16 protein-coding genes and 1 riboswitch are annotated in these 17,704 nt (G+C 71.4%); of the genes, 4 read left to right on the top strand and 12 right to left on the bottom strand.

The features are described from left to right. The first annotated feature begins 215 nt into the window (after window positions 1-215). Together ABH926_RS50120 and leuE are read left to right on the top strand one after the other, a co-directional pair. Window positions 216-1,919 (top strand): AMP-binding protein, encoded by a 1,704-nt coding sequence (locus ABH926_RS50120; RefSeq protein ID WP_370374495.1) that lies wholly within the window; start codon window positions 216-218, stop codon window positions 1,917-1,919. A 69-nt stretch (window positions 1,920-1,988) separates the two neighbouring features. Continuing rightward, the gene (leuE, locus tag ABH926_RS50115; protein ID WP_370374494.1) at window positions 1,989-2,657 is read left to right on the top strand and encodes a leucine efflux protein LeuE; all 669 of its coding nucleotides are present in this window, start codon (window positions 1,989-1,991) and stop codon (window positions 2,655-2,657) included. A gap of 131 nt (window positions 2,658-2,788) precedes the next feature. Here the strand turns inward: leuE and ABH926_RS50110 are convergent, their stop codons facing one another. From ABH926_RS50110 to ABH926_RS50085, 6 genes are all read right to left on the bottom strand, one after another. Then, window positions 2,789-3,334, bottom strand: a complete 546-nt coding sequence (locus ABH926_RS50110) for a PH domain-containing protein (RefSeq protein ID WP_370374493.1) — start codon at window positions 3,332-3,334, stop codon at window positions 2,789-2,791. Between the two features lie 24 nt (window positions 3,335-3,358). Next, the gene (gene hisG, locus ABH926_RS50105) at window positions 3,359-4,222 is read right to left on the bottom strand and encodes an ATP phosphoribosyltransferase (protein ID WP_370374492.1); all 864 of its coding nucleotides are present in this window, start codon (window positions 4,220-4,222) and stop codon (window positions 3,359-3,361) included. Window positions 4,223-4,369: 147 nt separating this feature from the next. Further along, a complete protein-coding gene (locus ABH926_RS50100) occupies window positions 4,370-4,639 on the bottom strand; it encodes a phosphoribosyl-ATP diphosphatase (protein WP_370374498.1) in 270 nt (89 codons plus the stop codon). 56 nt (window positions 4,640-4,695) lie between these two features. Beyond that, on the bottom strand, window positions 4,696-5,175 hold the full coding sequence (gene ribH / locus ABH926_RS50095; protein ID WP_370374491.1) for a 6,7-dimethyl-8-ribityllumazine synthase: 480 nt from the start codon (window positions 5,173-5,175) through the stop codon (window positions 4,696-4,698). Window positions 5,176-5,317: 142 nt separating this feature from the next. Next, a complete protein-coding gene (locus ABH926_RS50090; protein ID WP_370374490.1) occupies window positions 5,318-6,652 on the bottom strand; it encodes a bifunctional 3,4-dihydroxy-2-butanone-4-phosphate synthase/GTP cyclohydrolase II in 1,335 nt (444 codons plus the stop codon). Window positions 6,653-6,681: 29 nt separating this feature from the next. Beyond that, complete coding sequence (locus ABH926_RS50085) at window positions 6,682-7,353, bottom strand: riboflavin synthase (RefSeq protein WP_370374489.1); 672 nt, start codon at window positions 7,351-7,353, stop codon at window positions 6,682-6,684. Between the two features lie 204 nt (window positions 7,354-7,557). Further along, window positions 7,558-7,695, bottom strand: a riboswitch (FMN riboswitch). Window positions 7,696-7,970: 275 nt separating this feature from the next. Between ABH926_RS50085 and ABH926_RS50080 the strand changes: the two genes are divergently transcribed. Then, a complete protein-coding gene (locus tag ABH926_RS50080) occupies window positions 7,971-9,635 on the top strand; it encodes a serine/threonine-protein kinase (protein ID WP_370374488.1) in 1,665 nt (554 codons plus the stop codon). Between the two features lie 7 nt (window positions 9,636-9,642). On the opposite strand, the gene rpe is transcribed toward ABH926_RS50080, so the two are convergent. Together rpe and ABH926_RS50070 are read right to left on the bottom strand one after the other, a co-directional pair. After that, on the bottom strand, window positions 9,643-10,317 hold the full coding sequence (gene rpe / locus ABH926_RS50075; RefSeq protein ID WP_370374487.1) for a ribulose-phosphate 3-epimerase: 675 nt from the start codon (window positions 10,315-10,317) through the stop codon (window positions 9,643-9,645). Between the two features lie 130 nt (window positions 10,318-10,447). Then, window positions 10,448-10,888, bottom strand: coding sequence for a helix-turn-helix domain-containing protein (locus ABH926_RS50070; protein ID WP_370374486.1), 441 nt, complete (start codon window positions 10,886-10,888; stop codon window positions 10,448-10,450). 158 nt (window positions 10,889-11,046) lie between these two features. Here ABH926_RS50070 and ABH926_RS50065 point away from each other — a divergent pair, with 158 nt between their 5' ends. Next, complete coding sequence (locus ABH926_RS50065) at window positions 11,047-12,744, top strand: AMP-binding protein (RefSeq protein ID WP_370374485.1); 1,698 nt, start codon at window positions 11,047-11,049, stop codon at window positions 12,742-12,744. Here ABH926_RS50065 and ABH926_RS50060 read toward each other — a convergent pair. The 4 genes from ABH926_RS50060 to fmt form a co-directional block, all read right to left on the bottom strand. Then, entirely contained in the window at window positions 12,728-13,498 is a 771-nt protein-coding gene (locus ABH926_RS50060) for an SDR family oxidoreductase (protein WP_370374484.1), read from the bottom strand. The genes ABH926_RS50065 and ABH926_RS50060 overlap by 17 nt on opposite strands. Window positions 13,499-13,568: 70 nt before the next feature. Further along, complete coding sequence (locus ABH926_RS50055; RefSeq protein ID WP_370374483.1) at window positions 13,569-14,849, bottom strand: M1 family metallopeptidase; 1,281 nt, start codon at window positions 14,847-14,849, stop codon at window positions 13,569-13,571. A 344-nt stretch (window positions 14,850-15,193) separates the two neighbouring features. Beyond that, a complete protein-coding gene (locus ABH926_RS50050; RefSeq protein ID WP_370374482.1) occupies window positions 15,194-16,693 on the bottom strand; it encodes an RsmB/NOP family class I SAM-dependent RNA methyltransferase in 1,500 nt (499 codons plus the stop codon). A gap of 62 nt (window positions 16,694-16,755) precedes the next feature. Then, window positions 16,756-17,703, bottom strand: coding sequence for a methionyl-tRNA formyltransferase (gene fmt, locus ABH926_RS50045; RefSeq protein ID WP_370374481.1), 948 nt, complete (start codon window positions 17,701-17,703; stop codon window positions 16,756-16,758). Window position 17,704 lies beyond the last annotated feature (1 nt).

Here is a 17,704-nt window from a genome sequence, read left to right as displayed (position 1 = left end):
CGATCTGGCACAACACCAAGACCGGCGCACCCAGCAAGCGATCACTAATCGCTTACGACCACTGACCAGCCCAACGATCGGACTCAATCATCTAGAGGGCTACTGACAAGCTTCTCGATACATGTTTGACTCCGCTTGTGAGCCAGACCGACCCGTCTACCGCCGTGCCCGATCCCTATGCGGAACGGCCATGGCTGCGGTTCTACGCAGCGGGTGTGCCCACCGACGTAACCGTCCCCGACGTCCCGGTGACCAGGCTCCTGGACGACGCGGCCGACGCCTTCCCGGACCGCGCCGCCCTGGTCTTCTTCGGCCGCAAGACCAGCTACAAGCAGCTGCGCCGGGACGTCGACCGGCTGGCCGGGGCGCTGCGGGCGCTCGGCGTGGCCAAGGGCGACCGGGTCGCGCTGGTGCTGCCGAACTGCCCGGCCGCGGTCACCGCCTTCTTCGCGATCACCCGGCTCGGCGCCGTGATGGTCGCCTGCAACCCCCTGTACACCGACTCCGAGCTGCGGCACCAGCTCACCGACTCGGGTGCGAAGGTGGCGATCGTCTTCGACGGCGCCTACGCCACCCTGGACGCGGCCCGGCCGGGCACCGCGGTCGAGCACGTGATCTCGGTCTGCCTGGCCGACTTCCTGCCCTCGCTCAAGCGCAAGCTGCTGGACCTGCCGCTGGGCGCGGCCCGGGAGAAGCGCGAGCGGCTGATCACGCCGCTGCCGCCGGGCGCGCGGGCGGTGCCGTACACCGAGCTGATGGACACCTCGCCGGGCCCGGTCGAGCAGGAACCGGTGGACGCGGCCCACGACCTGGCGGTGCTGCAGTACACCGGCGGCACCACCGGCCGGCCGAAGGGCGCCATGCTCACCCACCGCAACCTGGTCGCCAACGCGCACCAGGTGCAGGCCTGGGACCAGGGCGCCCAGGTGGGCCGGGAGTCGGTGCTGTGCGTGCTGCCGCTGTTCCACGTCTACGGCCTGATGCTGTGCGTGGTCACCGGCGTGCTGCTGGCCGGGACGCTGGTCCTGCTGCCGACGTTCGACCCGGAGCTGGTGCTGGACGCGGTCAAGCACGAGCGGCCCACGGTGTTCCCCGGCGTGCCGCCGATCTACTCCAAGCTGCTGGAGCACGCCAAGATCGGCAAGTACGACCTGCGCTCCATCCGGACCTGCATCTCCGGGGCCATGCGGCTGCCGGTGGACACGATCGACGCCTTCCAGAAGGCGACCGGCGGCCGGCTCGCCGAGGGCTACGGCATGACCGAGTCCTCCCCGGTGACCCTGGCCAACCCGCTGAACGCCAACTCCCGGCCCGGCACCATCGGGCTGCCGCTGCCGAACACGCACGTGAAGATCGTCGACGAGTTCCGTCAGGACCGCGTGCTGCCGATCGGCGCGGCCGGGGAGCTGGTCGTGTTCGGACCGCAGCTGTTCCAGGGCTACTGGAACCAGGAGGACGAGACCAAGCTCGCGCTGCGCAACGGCTGGCTGTACACCGGCGACATCGGGGTGATGTCCCCGGACGGCTACGTGACGCTGATCGACCGCAAGCGAGACGTGGTCATCGCCTCCGGCTTCTCCATCTACCCCTCGGAGATCGAGGACGTGCTGCGCGAACACCCGGCCGTCTACGACGCGGCGGTGATCGGCGTGCCGGACCCGTACCGCGGGGAGACGGTGAAGGCGGTGATCCAGCTCGCGGAGGGTATGTCGGCGACCGCCGAGGAGCTCGACGTGTTCGCGCACCAGCACTTGGCGCCCTACAAGGTCCCCAAGCTCATCTCCTTCCGCGACGACCTGCCGCGCAACATGATCGGCAAGGTACTGCGGCGAGTCCTGCGGGAGGAGCACGCCGCGGAGCACCCCGAGGACGGCGGCGAGGCGCCGGGGCAGGACCCCTTCGCGAACTTCAAGCGGTAAGCGGTGCAGCCGGTTCCGACCAGTGACACCGCTGTACACGACGGGGGTGCCGTATGAGACAGTCTCGGCATGCTCGGGACTGTTGATCTGCCGACCTTCGTGCTCGGCGCCCTGCTGATAGTGCTGCTGCCGGGGCCCAACTCGCTGTACGTGCTGACCGTCGGCGCGCGCAAGGGCGTTCGCACCGGCTACCGCGCCGCGTCCGGCGTGTTCCTCGGCGACGCGGTACTGCTGACCCTGACCGCCGCCGGCGCGGCGTCGATGCTCAAGCGCTCGCCCGCGACCTTCGACGTGGTGAAGTTCCTCGGCGCGGGCTACCTGGCCTGGCTCGGTTTCGGCATGCTGCGCGCGGCCCTGAAGGCCTGGCGCCAGCGCGCCGCGGCCCCGGCCGCCGAAGCCGCCGCGATGGCCGAGGCCGTGGAGGCCGCCGAGCGCCCGTTCCGCCGCGCACTGGTGGTCAGCCTGCTGAACCCGAAGGCGATCCTGTTCGACCTGGCGTTCCTGACCCAGTTCGTGAGCCCGCACGCGGCGCACCCGACGGAGGCGTTCGCACTGCTGTCGACGATCGTGATGCTGTTCTCGGCCGGATATCTGAGCGTGCTGATCTTCACCGGCCACCGGCTCGCGACGGCGTTCCGGCGGCGCAAGCGGCTGGCGGCGTCGATGACCGGCGGGATCGGGTCGTTGTTCCTGGGGTTTGCGCTGAAGCTGGCGACGGCTTCGCTGGGCGCGGCTTAGCGCAGCCGCTTAGCTCATAAGAAGAGCGCTGCAGCATCTCGCTGCGGCGCTCTTTGCGTTCCAGGAGTCAGGTATTCAGTCGCCTGTCCTCAGTCGCCAGTCGCCAGTCGCCAGTCGCCGGTCGCCAGTCCTCAGTCGTCCCGCTCGGTCACCGTGTGCTCATCCACCAACGCCCGCAACTCCCCGGCGGCCTTGCGCGCCGCCTTCCCGCCGGAGGCCTGGATCCCCATCGCCGGCAGCACCTCGCCGCTGTCCAGGTCCAGCAGGACCCACGGGTCACCGGGCCGAAGGTTCACCCGCACGATCTGCGCCCACTCCAGGTGCTGCGTGCGCACGGTGTTGACCACCGTCAGGCCGGCCTCGTCCGCGACGATCTTCGGGCGCGCCAGCAGGTACAGGCCGGCGGAGATGAGGGGGCCGATGGCGGCGAAGCCCACCCGCTCGGGGACCGACCAGGCGGTCGGGCCGGTGTCCGGCAGTATCAGCGACACCACGACCAGGGTGGCGATCAGCGCCGTGGAGACCGCCAGCACCGCCACCCGGGTGCGCCGCGGCCGGAACGTCACCGGCAGCGGCGGAACGCGATCGGGGACCGGGAGGTTGTACGGGTCGAGCGGGCCGGGGGCCTGGCGGTCGTGATCGTGATTGTCCGTCACCTGCACGCTGGTCCGTTTCATCCCGGGCTCGCCGAACCCTGACAACTAAAGCCGACACGCGAGGATATCCGTGACGAGGATTCCCCTCGCACCCAGATCCCACAAGTCGTCCATCATCCGCTGGGCCTCGCTGCGCTGGACCATCGACCGCACGGCGACCCAGCCCTTGTCATGCAGCGGGGACACGGTCGGCGACTCGATGCCCGGGGTGACCTGGACCGCCCGGTCCACGTTCTCGGCGCGGATGTCGTAGTCCATCAGCACGTACTCACGCGCCGTGATCACGCCCTTGAGCCGCCGCAGGAACTGCTCGACCGCCGGGCTCTCCTCGGCGCCGATCCGCCGGATCAGCTGCGCCTCGGAGGTCAGGATCGGCTCGCCGAAGACCTCCAGCCCGGCGTGCCGCAGCGTGGTCCCGGTCTCCACGACGTCGGCCACCACGTCGGCCACGCCCAGCGCGATCGACACCTCGACGGCGCCGTCCAGCTTCACCACGTCGGCCGACACGCCGGCGGCGGCCAGGTACTCGCGCACCACGCCCGGGTACGCCGAGGCGATCCGCAGCCCGGCCAGCCCGGCGACCCCGCCCTCCTTCGTCACCTGCTCCACCGTCGCCGGCAGCGCCGCGAAGCGGAAGGTGGAGCGGGCGAAGCCCAGGTCCATGATCGGCTCGGCCGAGGCACCGGAGTCCAGCAGCAGGTCGCGACCGGTGATCCCGACGTCCAGGCGACCGGCCCCGACGTAGGTGGCGATGTCGCGCGGACGCAGGAAGAAGAGCTCGGCGTTGTTGGCCGCGTCAACGACCATCAGCTCCTTGCCGTCCTTGCGCCGCCGGTAGCCCGCCTCATGGAGCATCGCCGTGGCCGCCTCCGAGAGCGATCCCTTATTCGGCAGTGCGATGCGCAGCATGGCGTGTGACCTTTCGGTTACCGGTGGTTGACGGTGTTCCACCGCCAGTATCGACCAAGGTCGCCGGGGCGCGCCGGGGTGTTCACTCGGTGGGATGAAGCTGTGAGGGGCCCCGCGGATCCCGCGAAGCCCCTCACCCGCACCAGCTCACAGATGCTTGTACACGTCCTCAAGCTCCAGCCCACGCGCCAGCATCAGCACCTGCACGTGGTACAGCAGCTGCGAGATCTCCTCAGCCGTCCGGTCGCCGTCCTCGTACTCGGCGGCCATCCAGACCTCGGCGGCCTCCTCGACGATCTTCTTGCCGATGGCGTGCACGCCGAGGCCCAGCAGCTCCACCGTGCGGGAGCCCTCCTCGCCGCGCTCGGCCTTGGCGGTCAGTTCGCCGAACAGGCTCTCGAAGGTCTTGGCGGTGATCGGGACCGCGGTTCCCACTCGTACCTCCACGGGTTCGTCGGCTGCGGGCGAGGCGTTCACCGCTTCGCGCCGATCTTCTTCAGCACCAGCGCGGTCGACACCGCGGCCTCCACGGCCTCGCGGCCCTTGTCCTCCCGGGAGCCGGCCAGACCCGCGCGGTCCAGGGCCTGCTGCTCGGTGTCGCAGGTGAGCAGGCCGAAGCCGATCGGGACGCCGGTGTCCAGGGCCACGCGGTTCAGGCCGTCGGTGGCGGCGGCGCATACGTACTCGAAGTGCGGGGTGCCGCCGCGGATCACCACGCCGAGCGCCACCACGGCGTCGTACCCGGCCTCGGCCAGGGCCTTGGCCACCACCGGCAGCTCGAAGGAGCCCGGCGCGCGGAACAGGTCGTGCTCCGCGCCGATCTCCGCGAGCGCCTTCTCGGCCCCGGCCACCAGGCCGTCCATCACCTGGGTGTGCCACTGCGCGGCCACCACCGCGACCTTGAGGTCGGCGCCACCCTCGATCTCGATGGAAGGCGCTCCCGCTCCGCTCACTTCTGTTCACTCCTTGGTGCGTTGTCGTGGCCCCGCGTGTTTGTCCCGCGCGGGGCAAGTCTTCCAGACCGGAGGCGCGGATCGCGTCCCGATCTTGAGGGGTGGTCGATACCGGTGGTCGGTACCGACGGTCGGTACCGGCTCAGCCGACGACGGCCGCGGCCAACGCGTCGGCCTCCGCCTCGTCCAGGTCGGGCAGGTCATGCCCCATCCGGTCGCGCTTGGTCCGCAGGTAGTGGATGTTGTCGGGGGTGACGTTGCCGGGAAGCGGCACGCGGCCGTTCACCTGGAGCCCGAAGCCCTCCAGCGCCGAACGCTTGGCCGGGTTGTTGGTCAGCAGCCGCATGGAGCGCACGCCCAGGTCGGCCAGGATCTGCGCGCCGGTGCCGTAGTCGCGGGCGTCGGCCGGCAGGCCCAGCTCCAGGTTCGCGTCCACCGTGTCGTGGCCGCGCTCCTGCAGCTCGTACGCGCGCAGCTTGTGCATCAGACCGATGCCGCGGCCCTCGTGGCCGCGCATGTAGAGCACGACGCCGCGGCCCTCGACGTCCACGGCGCGCAGCGCGGCGTGCAGCTGCGGGCCGCAGTCGCAGCGCCGGGACCCGAAGATGTCGCCGGTCAGGCACTCGGAGTGGACCCGGACCAGGACGTCCTCGCCGTCCCCGATCTCGCCCTTGACCAGCGCGACGTGCTCGATGCCGTCGACGTCCGAGCGGTATCCGACGGCCCGGAAGTCGCCGAAGGCGGTGGGCAGCCGGGTCTCGGCGGCCCGGGTGACCGACTTCTCGGTGCGGCGGCGGTAGGCGATCAGGTCGGCGATGGAGATCAGCGCCAGGCCGTGCTGCTCGGCGAACTTCGCCAGCTGCGGCAGCCGGGACATCGAGCCGTCGTCCTCGACGATCTCGCAGATCCCCGCCGCCAGCGGCAGCCCGGCCAGCCGGCACAGGTCGACGGCGGCCTCAGTGTGGCCGGGGCGCACCAGCACGCCGCCGTCCTTGGCGCGCAGCGGGAAGACGTGGCCGGGCCGGGTCAGGTCCTCGGCGGTGGTGTCCGCGTCGGCCAGCAGCCGGATGGTGCGGGCCCGGTCGGCCGCCGAGATACCGGTGCTCACGCCGTCGCGGGCGTCCACCGAGACGGTGTAGGCGGTGCCCTTGCGGTCCTGGTTGATCGCGGTCATCGGGGGCAGGTTGAGCCGGTCGGCGTCGGCGGCCGGCAGCGGCACGCAGATCACCCCGGAGGAGTACCGGATGGTGAACCCGACGACCTCGGGCGTGGCCAGCGAGGCCGCGAAGATGAGGTCGCCCTCGTTCTCCCGGTCCTCGTCGTCGACCACCACGACCGGACGGCCGGCGGCCAGCTCGCTCAGCGCGCGCTCGATGGTGTCCAGGACGATGGGCTCGCTGTGCCCGGTGGCCTCGCTGTGCCCGGTGACCTCGCTGTGCCCGGTGTCCTCCACGACACCGGCTTCCACGGTGCTCATACCGCGATCTCCTTGTATGTCGGTGTCGTTCATGCCCGCTGCCCGCCGATCACCGCGGCGCCGGAGACGCCGCTCGCAGACTGGTCGGCGGTGGTGTCGCCCAGGCCGAGCAGCCGCTCGGTGTACTTGGCGATGACGTCGATCTCCAGGTTCACCGGCGCGCCCGGACCCTTGCTGCCCAGCGTGGTCAGCTCAAGCGTGGTCGGGATCAGGCTCACGGTGAAGGAGTCCGCGGCGGCCTCGACCACGGTCAGCGAGATGCCGTCCACGGTGATCGAGCCCTTGTCCACGACGTAGCGCGACAGCGCCGAGGGCAGCGAGACCCGGACGACCTCCCAGTGCTCGCCCGGGATGCGCTCCAGCACGGTGCCGACGCCGTCGACGTGCCCCTGCACCAGGTGCCCGCCCAGGCGCGCGCCGAGCTTCATCGGGCGCTCGAGGTTGACCGGGTCGCCGGGCTTGAGGTCGCCGAGGCTGGACTTCTCGAGGGTCTCGGCCATCACGTCGGCGGTGAACTCCCCGGCCTGCGCGGCCTGGTCGGCGGCCTCGATGACGGTCAGACACACGCCGTTGACGGCGATCGAGGAGCCGTGCTCGGCGTCCGAGGTGACCAGCGGTCCGGCCACCCGCAGCCGTGCGGAGTCGCCCTCCACGTCCAGCGCGACGACGCGGCCGAGCTCTTCGACGATGCCTGTGAACACGGTGTGCTCCCCTATCCGCCTCATCCGCGTGCCGGTCGGCACTCGGTTCGAACCTGTCGAACCCGGGCTCCGGGAAGGGGGGTGCGTGAGGGGAGGCGGCGCGCCACGGCATACTCCGCCAGATCGGCGGCAGCCGTCGCGAACGCCGCGACGGGACGTGAACCGGCGCCGGTCCCGTGCGGACACGGCGAGGCGGCACGCCCGTCGCGTGCAGCCTCCCATCCGGACTTTAACCGTCGGTCCCGGAATTCCACCGGATCGGCCACCCGTTCGCCGAAGCGAACGAGCGGTTCGCGGACTGTCACCGCCGGTTCGGAATTCCACCGACCCCGGAGCACGCGTTCGTCGTTCTGAACCAGTGTGCCACGCGATTCATTCCCGGGCGGTCCGGGCGTGGTGCGCATCACCCCTGGCTCCACGTAGAACTGTAACACGTTCTATTTTTACCGGATAGCCGCACGCCGCCGCCCGTCTCAGGGATCGAGATCGTTCGGTGGGGCGAACACCGGCGCGGACTGGGGTGAACGCTCCTTTGACTTCGCAGCCAGTAGGCTCACCCGGCAAGCATGAGCACGTAGCCTGAGCTCGACACAAACCACTGATCCGGGGGGACGCGCATGGCTGGACAGGCAGAGCCGGGGCAGCTGGTCGGCGGCCGGTACCGGCTGCTGGCACGGCTCGGCTCCGGCGGCATGGGCCGGGTCTGGCGCGCCTCCGACGAGGCGCTGCGCATCGAGGTCGCGGTCAAGGAGGTCTACCTGCCGGCCGCCGGGCCCGACGCCGACGACCGCCTGCGCCGCGCCGAGCGCGAGGCCCGCAACGCGGCCCGGCTGCGCGACCACCCGAACGTGGTGGCCGTGCACGACGTGGTGGTCGAGGACGGCGTGCCGTGGACCGTGATGCAGCTGGTCGCCGGCCACACGCTGGAGGAGCACGTCGAGGCGTTCGGCCCGCTGTCCGTGCCGCACGCGACCCTGGTCGCCGGCGCGCTGCTGGACGCGCTGGAGGCGGCGCACGCCGCCGGGATCGTGCACCGCGACGTGAAGCCGGCGAACGTGATGCTGGCCGACGACGGACAGGTGCTGCTGACCGACTTCGGCATCGCGATCGGCGACACCGACACCGCGCTGACCGCGGCCGGCAGCTTCCTGGGATCGGTGGAGTACATCGCGCCGGAGCGGGCCCGCGGCACCGAGGGACTGGCCATCAGCGACCTGTTCTCGCTCGGCGTGACGCTGTTCCAGGCGGTCGAGGGCTTCTCGCCCTTCCACCGGGAGACCGCGACCGGGACGCTGACCGCGGTGATCCTGGACGAGGCCCCGGCGCCGGTGCGGGCCGGGCGGCTGACACCGCTGATCACCGGGCTGCTGGAGAAGGAGCCCGGGGCCCGGGCCGGGATCGCGCAGGCGCGGACGCTGCTCGCGGCGCGGGAGGCGGCGCCGGTGGAGCGGACGGCGGCGGTGGATCGGACGCTCGCGGCGCCGACGGCCGGTACGCCGTACCGGCCGGGCACTCCGTCCGGGCGCGGGTCGGCGGTGACCACCTCGCGAGGTTCGGGGACGTCGCACGGTCCCGGCGTAGCACACGGTTCGGGCACAGCACACGGAACGACCACGCCGCGCGGGTCGGGCGGGTCGCGTAGCTCAGGCTGGTCGGGCGGGGCCGGCGGACCGACCGGGTCAAGCAGAACGGCCGGCTCGGCAGGCTCCGGCGGACCAGATGGACCAGGTGGACCAGGTGGGCCGGGCAGGCAGGCCGGCGTCCCCCCGCGGCGGCCGAGCGACACCGGCAACCGCCTGTCGCAGAACACGGATCAGCGGCGACGCGTCCAGGGGCAGGGGCCGGGGCCGGGCCCCGAACAGCGCCGGCCCACCGGCACCGGTCAGCGCCCCGTGCCGCGCCCGCACAACTCCGGCGCGCCGGTCCGGCAGCCGGCACGGTTGCGGCCGCGCGCCGTGATACTGGCGCTGCTGGTCCTGGCGACGATCGGCGGCGTGCTGTTCGCGACTATGCGGACCTCGTCGTTCGACGTGAGCAGCGTCAAGGCCGGCGACTTCGTCAAGGTGGACTCCGCCGGCCACATCACGGGCACCCTGTCCGCGGCGAAGGCCCGGTCCAGCGCCGACGGCCGCCGGGTCACCGCCCGCGAGGACCAGGCCGACCCGGACGTCTGCAAGAAGTTCCACGCCCTCGGCCACGCGGACGTGGAAACCGGATCCTCGGTCAGCTTCTGCCTCGTCCGGCCCCTTGAAGAAGCCGGGGCCGCGGCTCCGGCACAGTGAGGCTGTCTCAGGCAACCCGCGCGCCGGCCGCCTCGGCCTGGGCACGCAGCGCCTGGATCGCCCGGTCCGGGTCCTCCGCGCCGTAGACCGCGGAGCCGGCGACGAACACGTCGGCCCCGGCCTCGGCGCAGCGCTCGATGGTGTCCGCGGCGACGCCGCCGTCGATCTGCAGCCACACCGACCCGCCGTGCCGGTCGATCATCTGCCGCGTGCGCCGGATCTTGGGCAGCACCACGTCCAGGAACTTCTGCCCGCCGAAGCCCGGCTCCACGGTCATCAGCAGGACCATGTCCAGCTCCGCCAACATGTCCTCGTACGGCTCGATCGGCGTAGCCGGCTTCAGCGCCATCCCGGCCCGCGCCCCGGCCGAGCGGATGGCGCGCGCCAGCCGGATCGGCGCGTGCGCGGCCTCCACGTGGAAGGTGACGCTGCCCGCCCCGGCCTCGGCGTAGCCCGGCGCCCAGCGGTCCGGGTCGGCGATCATCAGGTGGCAGTCCAGCGGCCGCGGCGAGGCCTTCACCAGCGCCTCCACCACCGGCAGCCCCAGCGTCAGGTTCGGCACGAAGTGGTTGTCCATCACGTCGACGTGGATCCAGTCGGCCGACGGGACCGCGGTGACCTCCTCGGCCAGGCGCGCGAAGTCGGCCGAGAGGATGGACGGGGAGATCTGGACGGGACTCATGAGGAAAGTCTGGCAGATCGGCGGGGTGCGGAACGCGCGAGCGTGATCACCGCCGCCGGATGACTTCAGTCTGTGTCGCCGGTCTGTGTCGCCGGTCTGTGTCGCCGGTCTGTGTCGCCGGTCCGCGCCCTCAATCCGCGCCCTGCAACCAACCCCACCGCGTCGCCAGCCACCCCAGCTGCACCCGGCTCTTCGCCCCGGCCAGCGTCATCAGCCGCCGCACCTCACGCTCGACGCTGCGCGGGCTGACCCCGAGCACGCGGTCCACCCGCGCGTCGGCCAGCAGCAGCGCCAGCAGCCGCAGGTCCGCCGGGGCCGGCCGGTCCCGGGGCTCCACCGCGGACGGCAGATCGGGGATCGGCAGCCCGACGCAGGCGGCGTGGTGGCCGAGCTGCATACGGGTCCGGGCGCCGGCGGCGTCCATCAGGTCCCGCACCGCGCGCTGCACCGTCCGACGGCTCACCGCCAGCCGGCGCGCCACCGCGTCGTCGGTCAGGCCGGTGATCAGCAGCGCCAGGGCCCTGGTGGGCCGCGCGTCAGGGCCGGGAAGCCAGCCCTTGTCCTGTCGCATCACACCTCCGATCGCAGACACCTCTTGACTCGGAGATTACCGCGTGCCCCTGAGAGTGTCTCTCAGCGCGGCCCATCGACGCCGCCGCACCGACCCACTAGTGTCGAATCCTGACGTCGACTCCAGAGGAAACCCAGAAGAAGCGCAGGTGAGACGGCATGATCGGCAACGACGCTGGCAGCCGGGACGAAGCCCTCGAAGCCCACCGCAAGGGCCCCGACTCCCCGCCTCTGCCGGAGGAGACCATCGGTGCGAACCTGGCGCGGATCGCGGCCGCCCACCCCGGGCGCGACGCCCTGGTGGAGTCAGCGACCGGCCGGCGCTGGACGTACTCCGAGTTCGACACGGCCGTCACGGACCTGGCCCGCGGAATGCTCGCGGCCGGCGTCGCCAAGGGCGACCGGGTGGGGATCTGGTCGCCGAACTGTGCGGAATGGGTCCTGGTGCAGTACGCGGCGGCGAAGATCGGCGCGATACTGGTGAACCTCAACCCGGCGTACCGGGTCCACGAGATCCGCTTCACCCTCAAGCAGTCCGGGGCCAGCCTGCTGTTCGCCGCCACCCAGGTGAAGTCGAGCGACTACGTCGCCATGGTGAACGCGGTGCGCGAGGACTGCCCCGAGCTCCAGGACGTCGTCTACATCGGCACCCCCGGCTGGACCACCTTCGTCGAGGGCGGCGCGACGGTGCCCGCCTCGGCGCTCGCCGAACGCGAGAGCCGCCTGCACCCCGACGACCCGGTGGACATCCAGTACACATCCGGCACCACAGGATTCCCCAAGGGCGCGACGCTGTCGCACCGCAACGTCCTGGGCAACGGCTTCATGGTCGCCGAAGTCCAGGGCTGGACGCACGAGGACCGCGTCTGCCTACCGGTACCGCTGTACCACTGCTTCGGCATGGTGATGGGCAACCTCGGAGCCACCAGCCACGGCGCCTGCATGGTGCTGCCCGGCCAGCTGTTCGACCCCGCCGACACCCTGCGCGCGGTCTCCGAGGAACACTGCACGGTCCTCTATGGCGTTCCCACCATGTTCATCGCGGAGTTGGCGCTCCTGGAGAAGTCCCCGGGTACCTACGACCTCAGTTCCCTGCGCACCGGCGTCATGGCCGGCTCGCCGTGCCCGGTCGAGGTGATGAAGCGGGTCATCGGCGAGATGGGCATGACGGACGTGACCATCGCCTACGGCATGACCGAGACCTCCCCGGTCTCCACCCAGACCCGCCGCGACGACAGCCTGGAGCGCCGCGTGGCCACCGTCGGCCGCGTCCACCCGCATGTCGAGATCAAGATCGTCGACCCGGGCAGCGGCGCCACCCTCGGCACCGACGAGCCCGGAGAGCTGTGCACCCGCGGCTACAGCGTCATGCTCGGCTACTGGGACGAGCCCGAGCGCACCGCCGAGGCCGTGGACGCCGACGGCTGGATGCACACCGGCGACCTCGCGCAGATGGATGCCGACGGCTACGTGGCCATCGTCGGCCGCATCAAGGACATGGTGATCCGCGGCGGTGAGAACGTCTATCCGCGCGAGGTGGAGGAGTTCCTCTACGCGCATCCAGACGTGGAGGACGTCCAGGTGATCGGAGTCCCCGACGAGAAGTACGGCGAGGAGCTGATGGCCTGGGTCCGCCTGCGGCCCGGCGCGCAGCCGCTGACCGCCGAGGACGTCCACGCGTTCTGCGAGGGACACCTCGCGCACTTCAAGATCCCGCGCTATGTGCACGTCGTGGACGGGTTCCCCATGACGGTCACCGGGAAGGTGCGCAAGGTGGAGATGCGGGAGCAGGCGGTGGAGATCCTCGGGCTCGCCACCGGCCCCACCGGCCCCACCGGCCCTACCGGGCCGCGGTGAAGCCGCCGTCCGAGTTCAGCACCTGTCCGTTGATCCAGCCGCCGCGCGCGGAGCACAGGAACGCGACAAGCTCCGCGCAGTCCGAGGGAACGCCGTTGCGTCCCAGCGGAGTGTGTTCTCTGATGTAGGTCTCGAGGTTGTCGTCCATCCAGCCGGTCTGCGTCGGCCCCGGATCGACGGCGTTGGCGCTCACCCCGAGCTCGCGCAGCTCCACCGCGGCGGCCAGCATGAGCCGGTCCAGCGCGCCCTTGCTGGCCCCGTAGGGCAGGTTGTGGACGATGGCGTCGCTGGTCAAAGCGATGATCCGACCGGCGCCGTGCGGACCGGCGAAGCCCTTGGCGTACTCGCGCACCAGCAGCCACGACGCCCGCGCGTTGACCGCGAAGTGCCGGTCCCACGCCTCCACGGAGGTGTCCATGATCGAGGAGTTCACGGACTCGCAGTGCGCCATCACCAGGGCCGTGACGTCCCCCAGCGCACCGCGCACGTCGGCGAAAACCGCCTCCGGCGTCTCGGCGAGCGCCAGGTCCGCCTCGACCGCGTGGACCCGCGCGCCGCGGGCCTGCGCGTCCGCGGTGATGGCCGCGAGCGCCTCCTCATCGCGGCCCCAGTCCATGCGGTCGTCGTAGGCACGCCAGTAGGTGAGCCCGATGTCCCAGCCGTCGCGGGCCAGCGTCTCCACGATCGCCGCGCCGATCCCGACCCGCCTGCCGACTCCGGTCACGAGCGCGACAGGGCGCTGATGCTGCGTCATGAGCGAGCAGTCTGGTGGCGGTGGCGGAGGGGGTCAACGCGTTTTTGGCGTCATACACCGACCCCCACCGTCAGTCGCCGGTGTTCCGCCACTTGGCCCAGAACGCCGACAGGTCGCGCCCCGACACGCTCTGCGCCATCGCGCGAACGTCCGCGGGCCGCTCCACTCCGTACTCGAACCCGGTGACGAGCCCGCGTAGCATCCGGTCCATGGCGTCGCGGCCGATGGTGTGCTCCAGGTCGAAGAGCATGCACGTGCCCTCGTGGTAGACGGCGTCGTGGTAGAGGGTGTCGCCGGCGCTCTCGTAGGTGTCCATGGAGGCGTCCATGCGCTCGTCGGAGGCGATCCAGTCACAGTTGTGCGCCGGTGTCGTCGAATCCTGGAACTCCTCGGCGCTGTACTCCGCGAACGCCTCGTCGAGCCACGGGTGCCGGTACTGGTCGTCGCCGACGAGGGCGAACCACCACTGGTGCGCGACCTCGTGCGCGACCGCTCCCTCATAGGCGGAGGCCAGGACGTAGTTCGGGTACTCCATCCCGTCGAAGGCGGAGCCGAACTCGTCGAAGACGATCGTGAAGCGCGGGTAGGGATAAGCGCCGAAGCGCGCGGAGTAGGAGTCCAGGGCCTGGGCCGCGTAGCGCATCAGGTTCTGGCAGTTGGAGTCGCTTTCGGAGTTCGGCCAGTAGGCGTCGACCTCCACGCCGGTGGAGCTGACCATGCTGTCGTGGTGGAACGCACCGGCGGACCAGGAGAAGTCGCGTACCTTGGGCGCCGCTATATGCGTGATGACCCTGTTCCCCTCAGAGGTCTCCCCCGCTACGACTCCGGTCGAGGGGACCTGCAAGGTCGACGGATGGTCGAGGGTCACGTCGTAGTCCGCGGTCAGCGAATAGAAGCTCTCGCCGAAGTCCACGTACGGCGGTAACTCCCAACCGTGTTCGTCCTTGACTGCCAGAACCGCTAAAGCGTCTCCCACATACGTGTCCACGCCGTTGACCCCGAACCGGTCGCGCCGCGTAGGAACGTCTATCGCTATGTCGAACCCGATCTGCGTACGCGCACCAGGTACCAACGCCGTGTCCAGCACTATGCGGAACGCCGTGCACTTCTGCTCGGTCTCCGCTATAGAACCGCCGCTCAGGTCACTGATGCGTTCCGGCTGTGCGGCTCCGCAACCTGCGTCACCGTTACCCCACAGCCGTATCCAGAACTCCGTGATCGGAGCGGTACCGGAGTTCGCAAAGGAGATCTGCTCGGTGCCGTTCCAGGAGTGCCCGGTGTCGTCGCTCTTAAGGGCGACTGTATAGCGGGCCTCATCCGGGGCGCTGGGATCGCCCTGGGGAATCGCCACAGTGCTCTTACTTACGGCCGCGTAGTCCCCAGCCCCGGCCGGGCTCTCCGTAGCGATTCCCGCTGTGTGGGCGGGGAGCCCCAGCGGATGTGGCCCCAACGGTGCTGCTACCCATACCGCCACCGCCACCGACATAGCCGCGCCGCCCAGCGGCACCCACAGACCGGCCCGCCTTAACGCGGACACACTTTCGGAAGACGTCATGCCACCCCACCCGCCCCATCGCCGTTTGCACCAGCCCTGCTAAAACTCCAGACCACTTGGGGGGTGCGAAACGTCACTACGCGGATGAGCCGGGGACGAACTTGTGATCGTTCTGAGACAGTGTGCGGCGGCGATCTTCCTCAGGAACGGCGCAAGAGCGCCAGATACATGGCGTCGGTACCGTGCAGATGCGGCCAGAGCTGGACATCGGGACCGCCACCGAGATCGGGCACTCCGGGCAGCAACGGCCGCGCGTCCACCCGCTCCACGTCCCGCCGCACCTTCACCACCTGACGGACCACGTCGCGTGTCTCCTCCAGGTGCGGGGAGCAGGTCACATAGGCGACCAGTCCCCCGGGCCGCACGGAGTCCAGCGCCGAGGACAGCAGGCGCCGCTGCACCCGCGTCAGCCGTTCGAGGTCCTCCGGCCCGCGACGCCAGCGCGACTCCGGACGCCGGCGCAGCGCGCCGAGGCCGGTGCAGGGTGCGTCGAGCATGACGCGGTCGAACGAGCCCGGCTGCCAGGGCGCGCGGATGCCGTCGGCCGCGATGACCTGGAGGGTGCCGCGGCCGTGGTCGGGCTGGTCGGCACTGTTGCCCTGCTCGGCACGGTCGGCCTGCTCGGTACGGTCGGCCTGCTCGGTACGGTCGGCCTGCTCGGTACGGTCTTCCAGCCGGTCCCCATACCCCCGCAAAGCCCTGCGGACCAGCTCAGCCCGATGCGGAGCGATCTCACTCGCCAGCAGCGACGCCCCACGCTCCAGCGCCAGCCCGGCCAGCAGCGCGGCCTTCCCACCGGGCCCGGCGCACATGTCGAGCCACCGCTCGTCCCGCCCTTCCAACGGCGCCTCCGCCAAGGCGGTCGCGACCAGCTGGCTGCCCTCGTCCTGCACCCCGGCGCGCCCCTCGCGCACCGGCGCCAGCGCACCCGGATCGCCGCCGGCCAGATACGCCGCGTACGGCGAATACCGCGCCGCCAGCGCCCCCAGGTCCGTCAGCTCCGCGACCTCCGCCAGCCCCGGCCGCGTCACCAGCGTGACACCCGGGCGCGCGTTGTCGGCGTCCAGCAGCTCGCCGATGTCCTGGTGCGCGCGCTGCGCCCCGCGGTGTGCCTGGAGCGAGTCCCACAGCGCTGAGACGATCCACCGCGGATGCGAGCGCGACACCGCGAGGTAGCCCTCCGGGTCGTCCTGCGCGTTCGGCGCGGTCCGGTCGATCCACGCCCGCAGGTCGCGCTGCCCGACGCGGCGCAGGACCGCGTTGGCGAACCGCGAGGCGCCCTCGTTGGCGGCCGTCCGGACCAGGTCCACCGTCGTGGACACGGCGGCGTGCGGCGGGACGTCCATCGCCAGCAGCTGGTGCGTGCCCAGCCGCAGCGCGTCCAGCACCACCGGGTCCACGGCGTCCAGCTCGCGGTCCACGCAGGCGGCGATGATCGCGTCGTAGGTGCCCAGGCCGCGCAGCGTGCCGTGGCACAGCTCGGTGGTGAAGGCGGCGTCGCGGCCGGTCAGGCCGCGGTCGCGCAGGACGCGGGGCAGCAGCAGGTTCGCGTAGGCGTCCCGGGTTCGCACCGCCTCCAGGACTTCGAGCGCGGCGGCGCGAGCCGGGTCGGCGGTGGAGGTGGACGTGCGCGGTGCCATGAAAAACTCGCTGTTCCTTTGCGACGGGGCTGTGGGTGATGTGGGTGACGGGGCCGGCCCGCTCAGACGAACGCTTCGTCCCCGCTCAGCCGAAGCCCTCGCGCCCAGTCCGCGGCCGGCATCCGCCGCTTGCCCTGCGGCTGCACGTCGCCCAGCCGCACGGTGTGGCCGCTGCCGGTGCCCACCATCAATCCTCGCGAGTCCCGCACGATCCGGCCCGGCGGGACGTCGGTGGCCCCGGGCAGCGCGCTGACCGGGAAGATCTTCACCCGCAGGTCCTCCTCGCCGTCCGCGCCCGGCAGGACGGTCCAGGCGCCGGGCGCCGGGGTGCAGGCCCGGACCAGCCGGTCCACGCGCAGCGCGGGGGCCGTCCAGTCGATGCGGGCGTCGCCGGCCAGCACCTTCGGGGCCAGCGTGACGCCGTCGGCCGGCTGCGGGACCGGGCGCGCGGTGCCGTCCTCGATGGCGTCCAGGGTGGCGGTCAGCAGCCGGGCCCCGGACTCGGCGAGCCGGGCCAGCAGGTCACCGCTGGTGTCGGTGCGGCGGATCTCGTCGGTGACGGTGCCGTAGACCGGTCCGGTGTCCAGCCCCTCCTCGAGCAGGAAGGTCGAGGCGCCGGTGATCTCGTCGCCGTGCAGCAGCGCCTGCTGTACCGGCGCCGCGCCGCGCCAGGCCGGCAGCAGCGAGAAGTGCAGGTTGACCCAGCCGTGGCGCGGGACGTCCAGCGCGGACTTCGGGATCAGGCCGCCGTAGGCCACGATCGGGCAGCAGTCCGGGGCGATCGCCGCCAGCCGCTCCAGGAACGCCGGGTCGCGCACCTTCTCCGGCTTGAGCACCTCGACCCCGGCCTCCTCGGCCAGCCGCGCGACCGGCGAGGCCTCCATGCGGCGGCCCCGGCCGGAGCGGGCGTCGGGACGGGACAGGACCGCGACCACCTCGTGGCGGGAGTCCAGCAGGGCGCGCAGGGACGGCAGCGCGGGCTCGGGGGTGCCGGCGAACAGGACGCGCATC

It is taken from the genome of Catenulispora sp. GP43 (assembly GCF_041260665.1).
In the GTDB taxonomy this organism is placed as follows: Bacteria; Actinomycetota; Actinomycetes; order Streptomycetales; family Catenulisporaceae; genus Catenulispora.
This window is presented reverse-complemented; position numbering and strand designations above follow the sequence as displayed.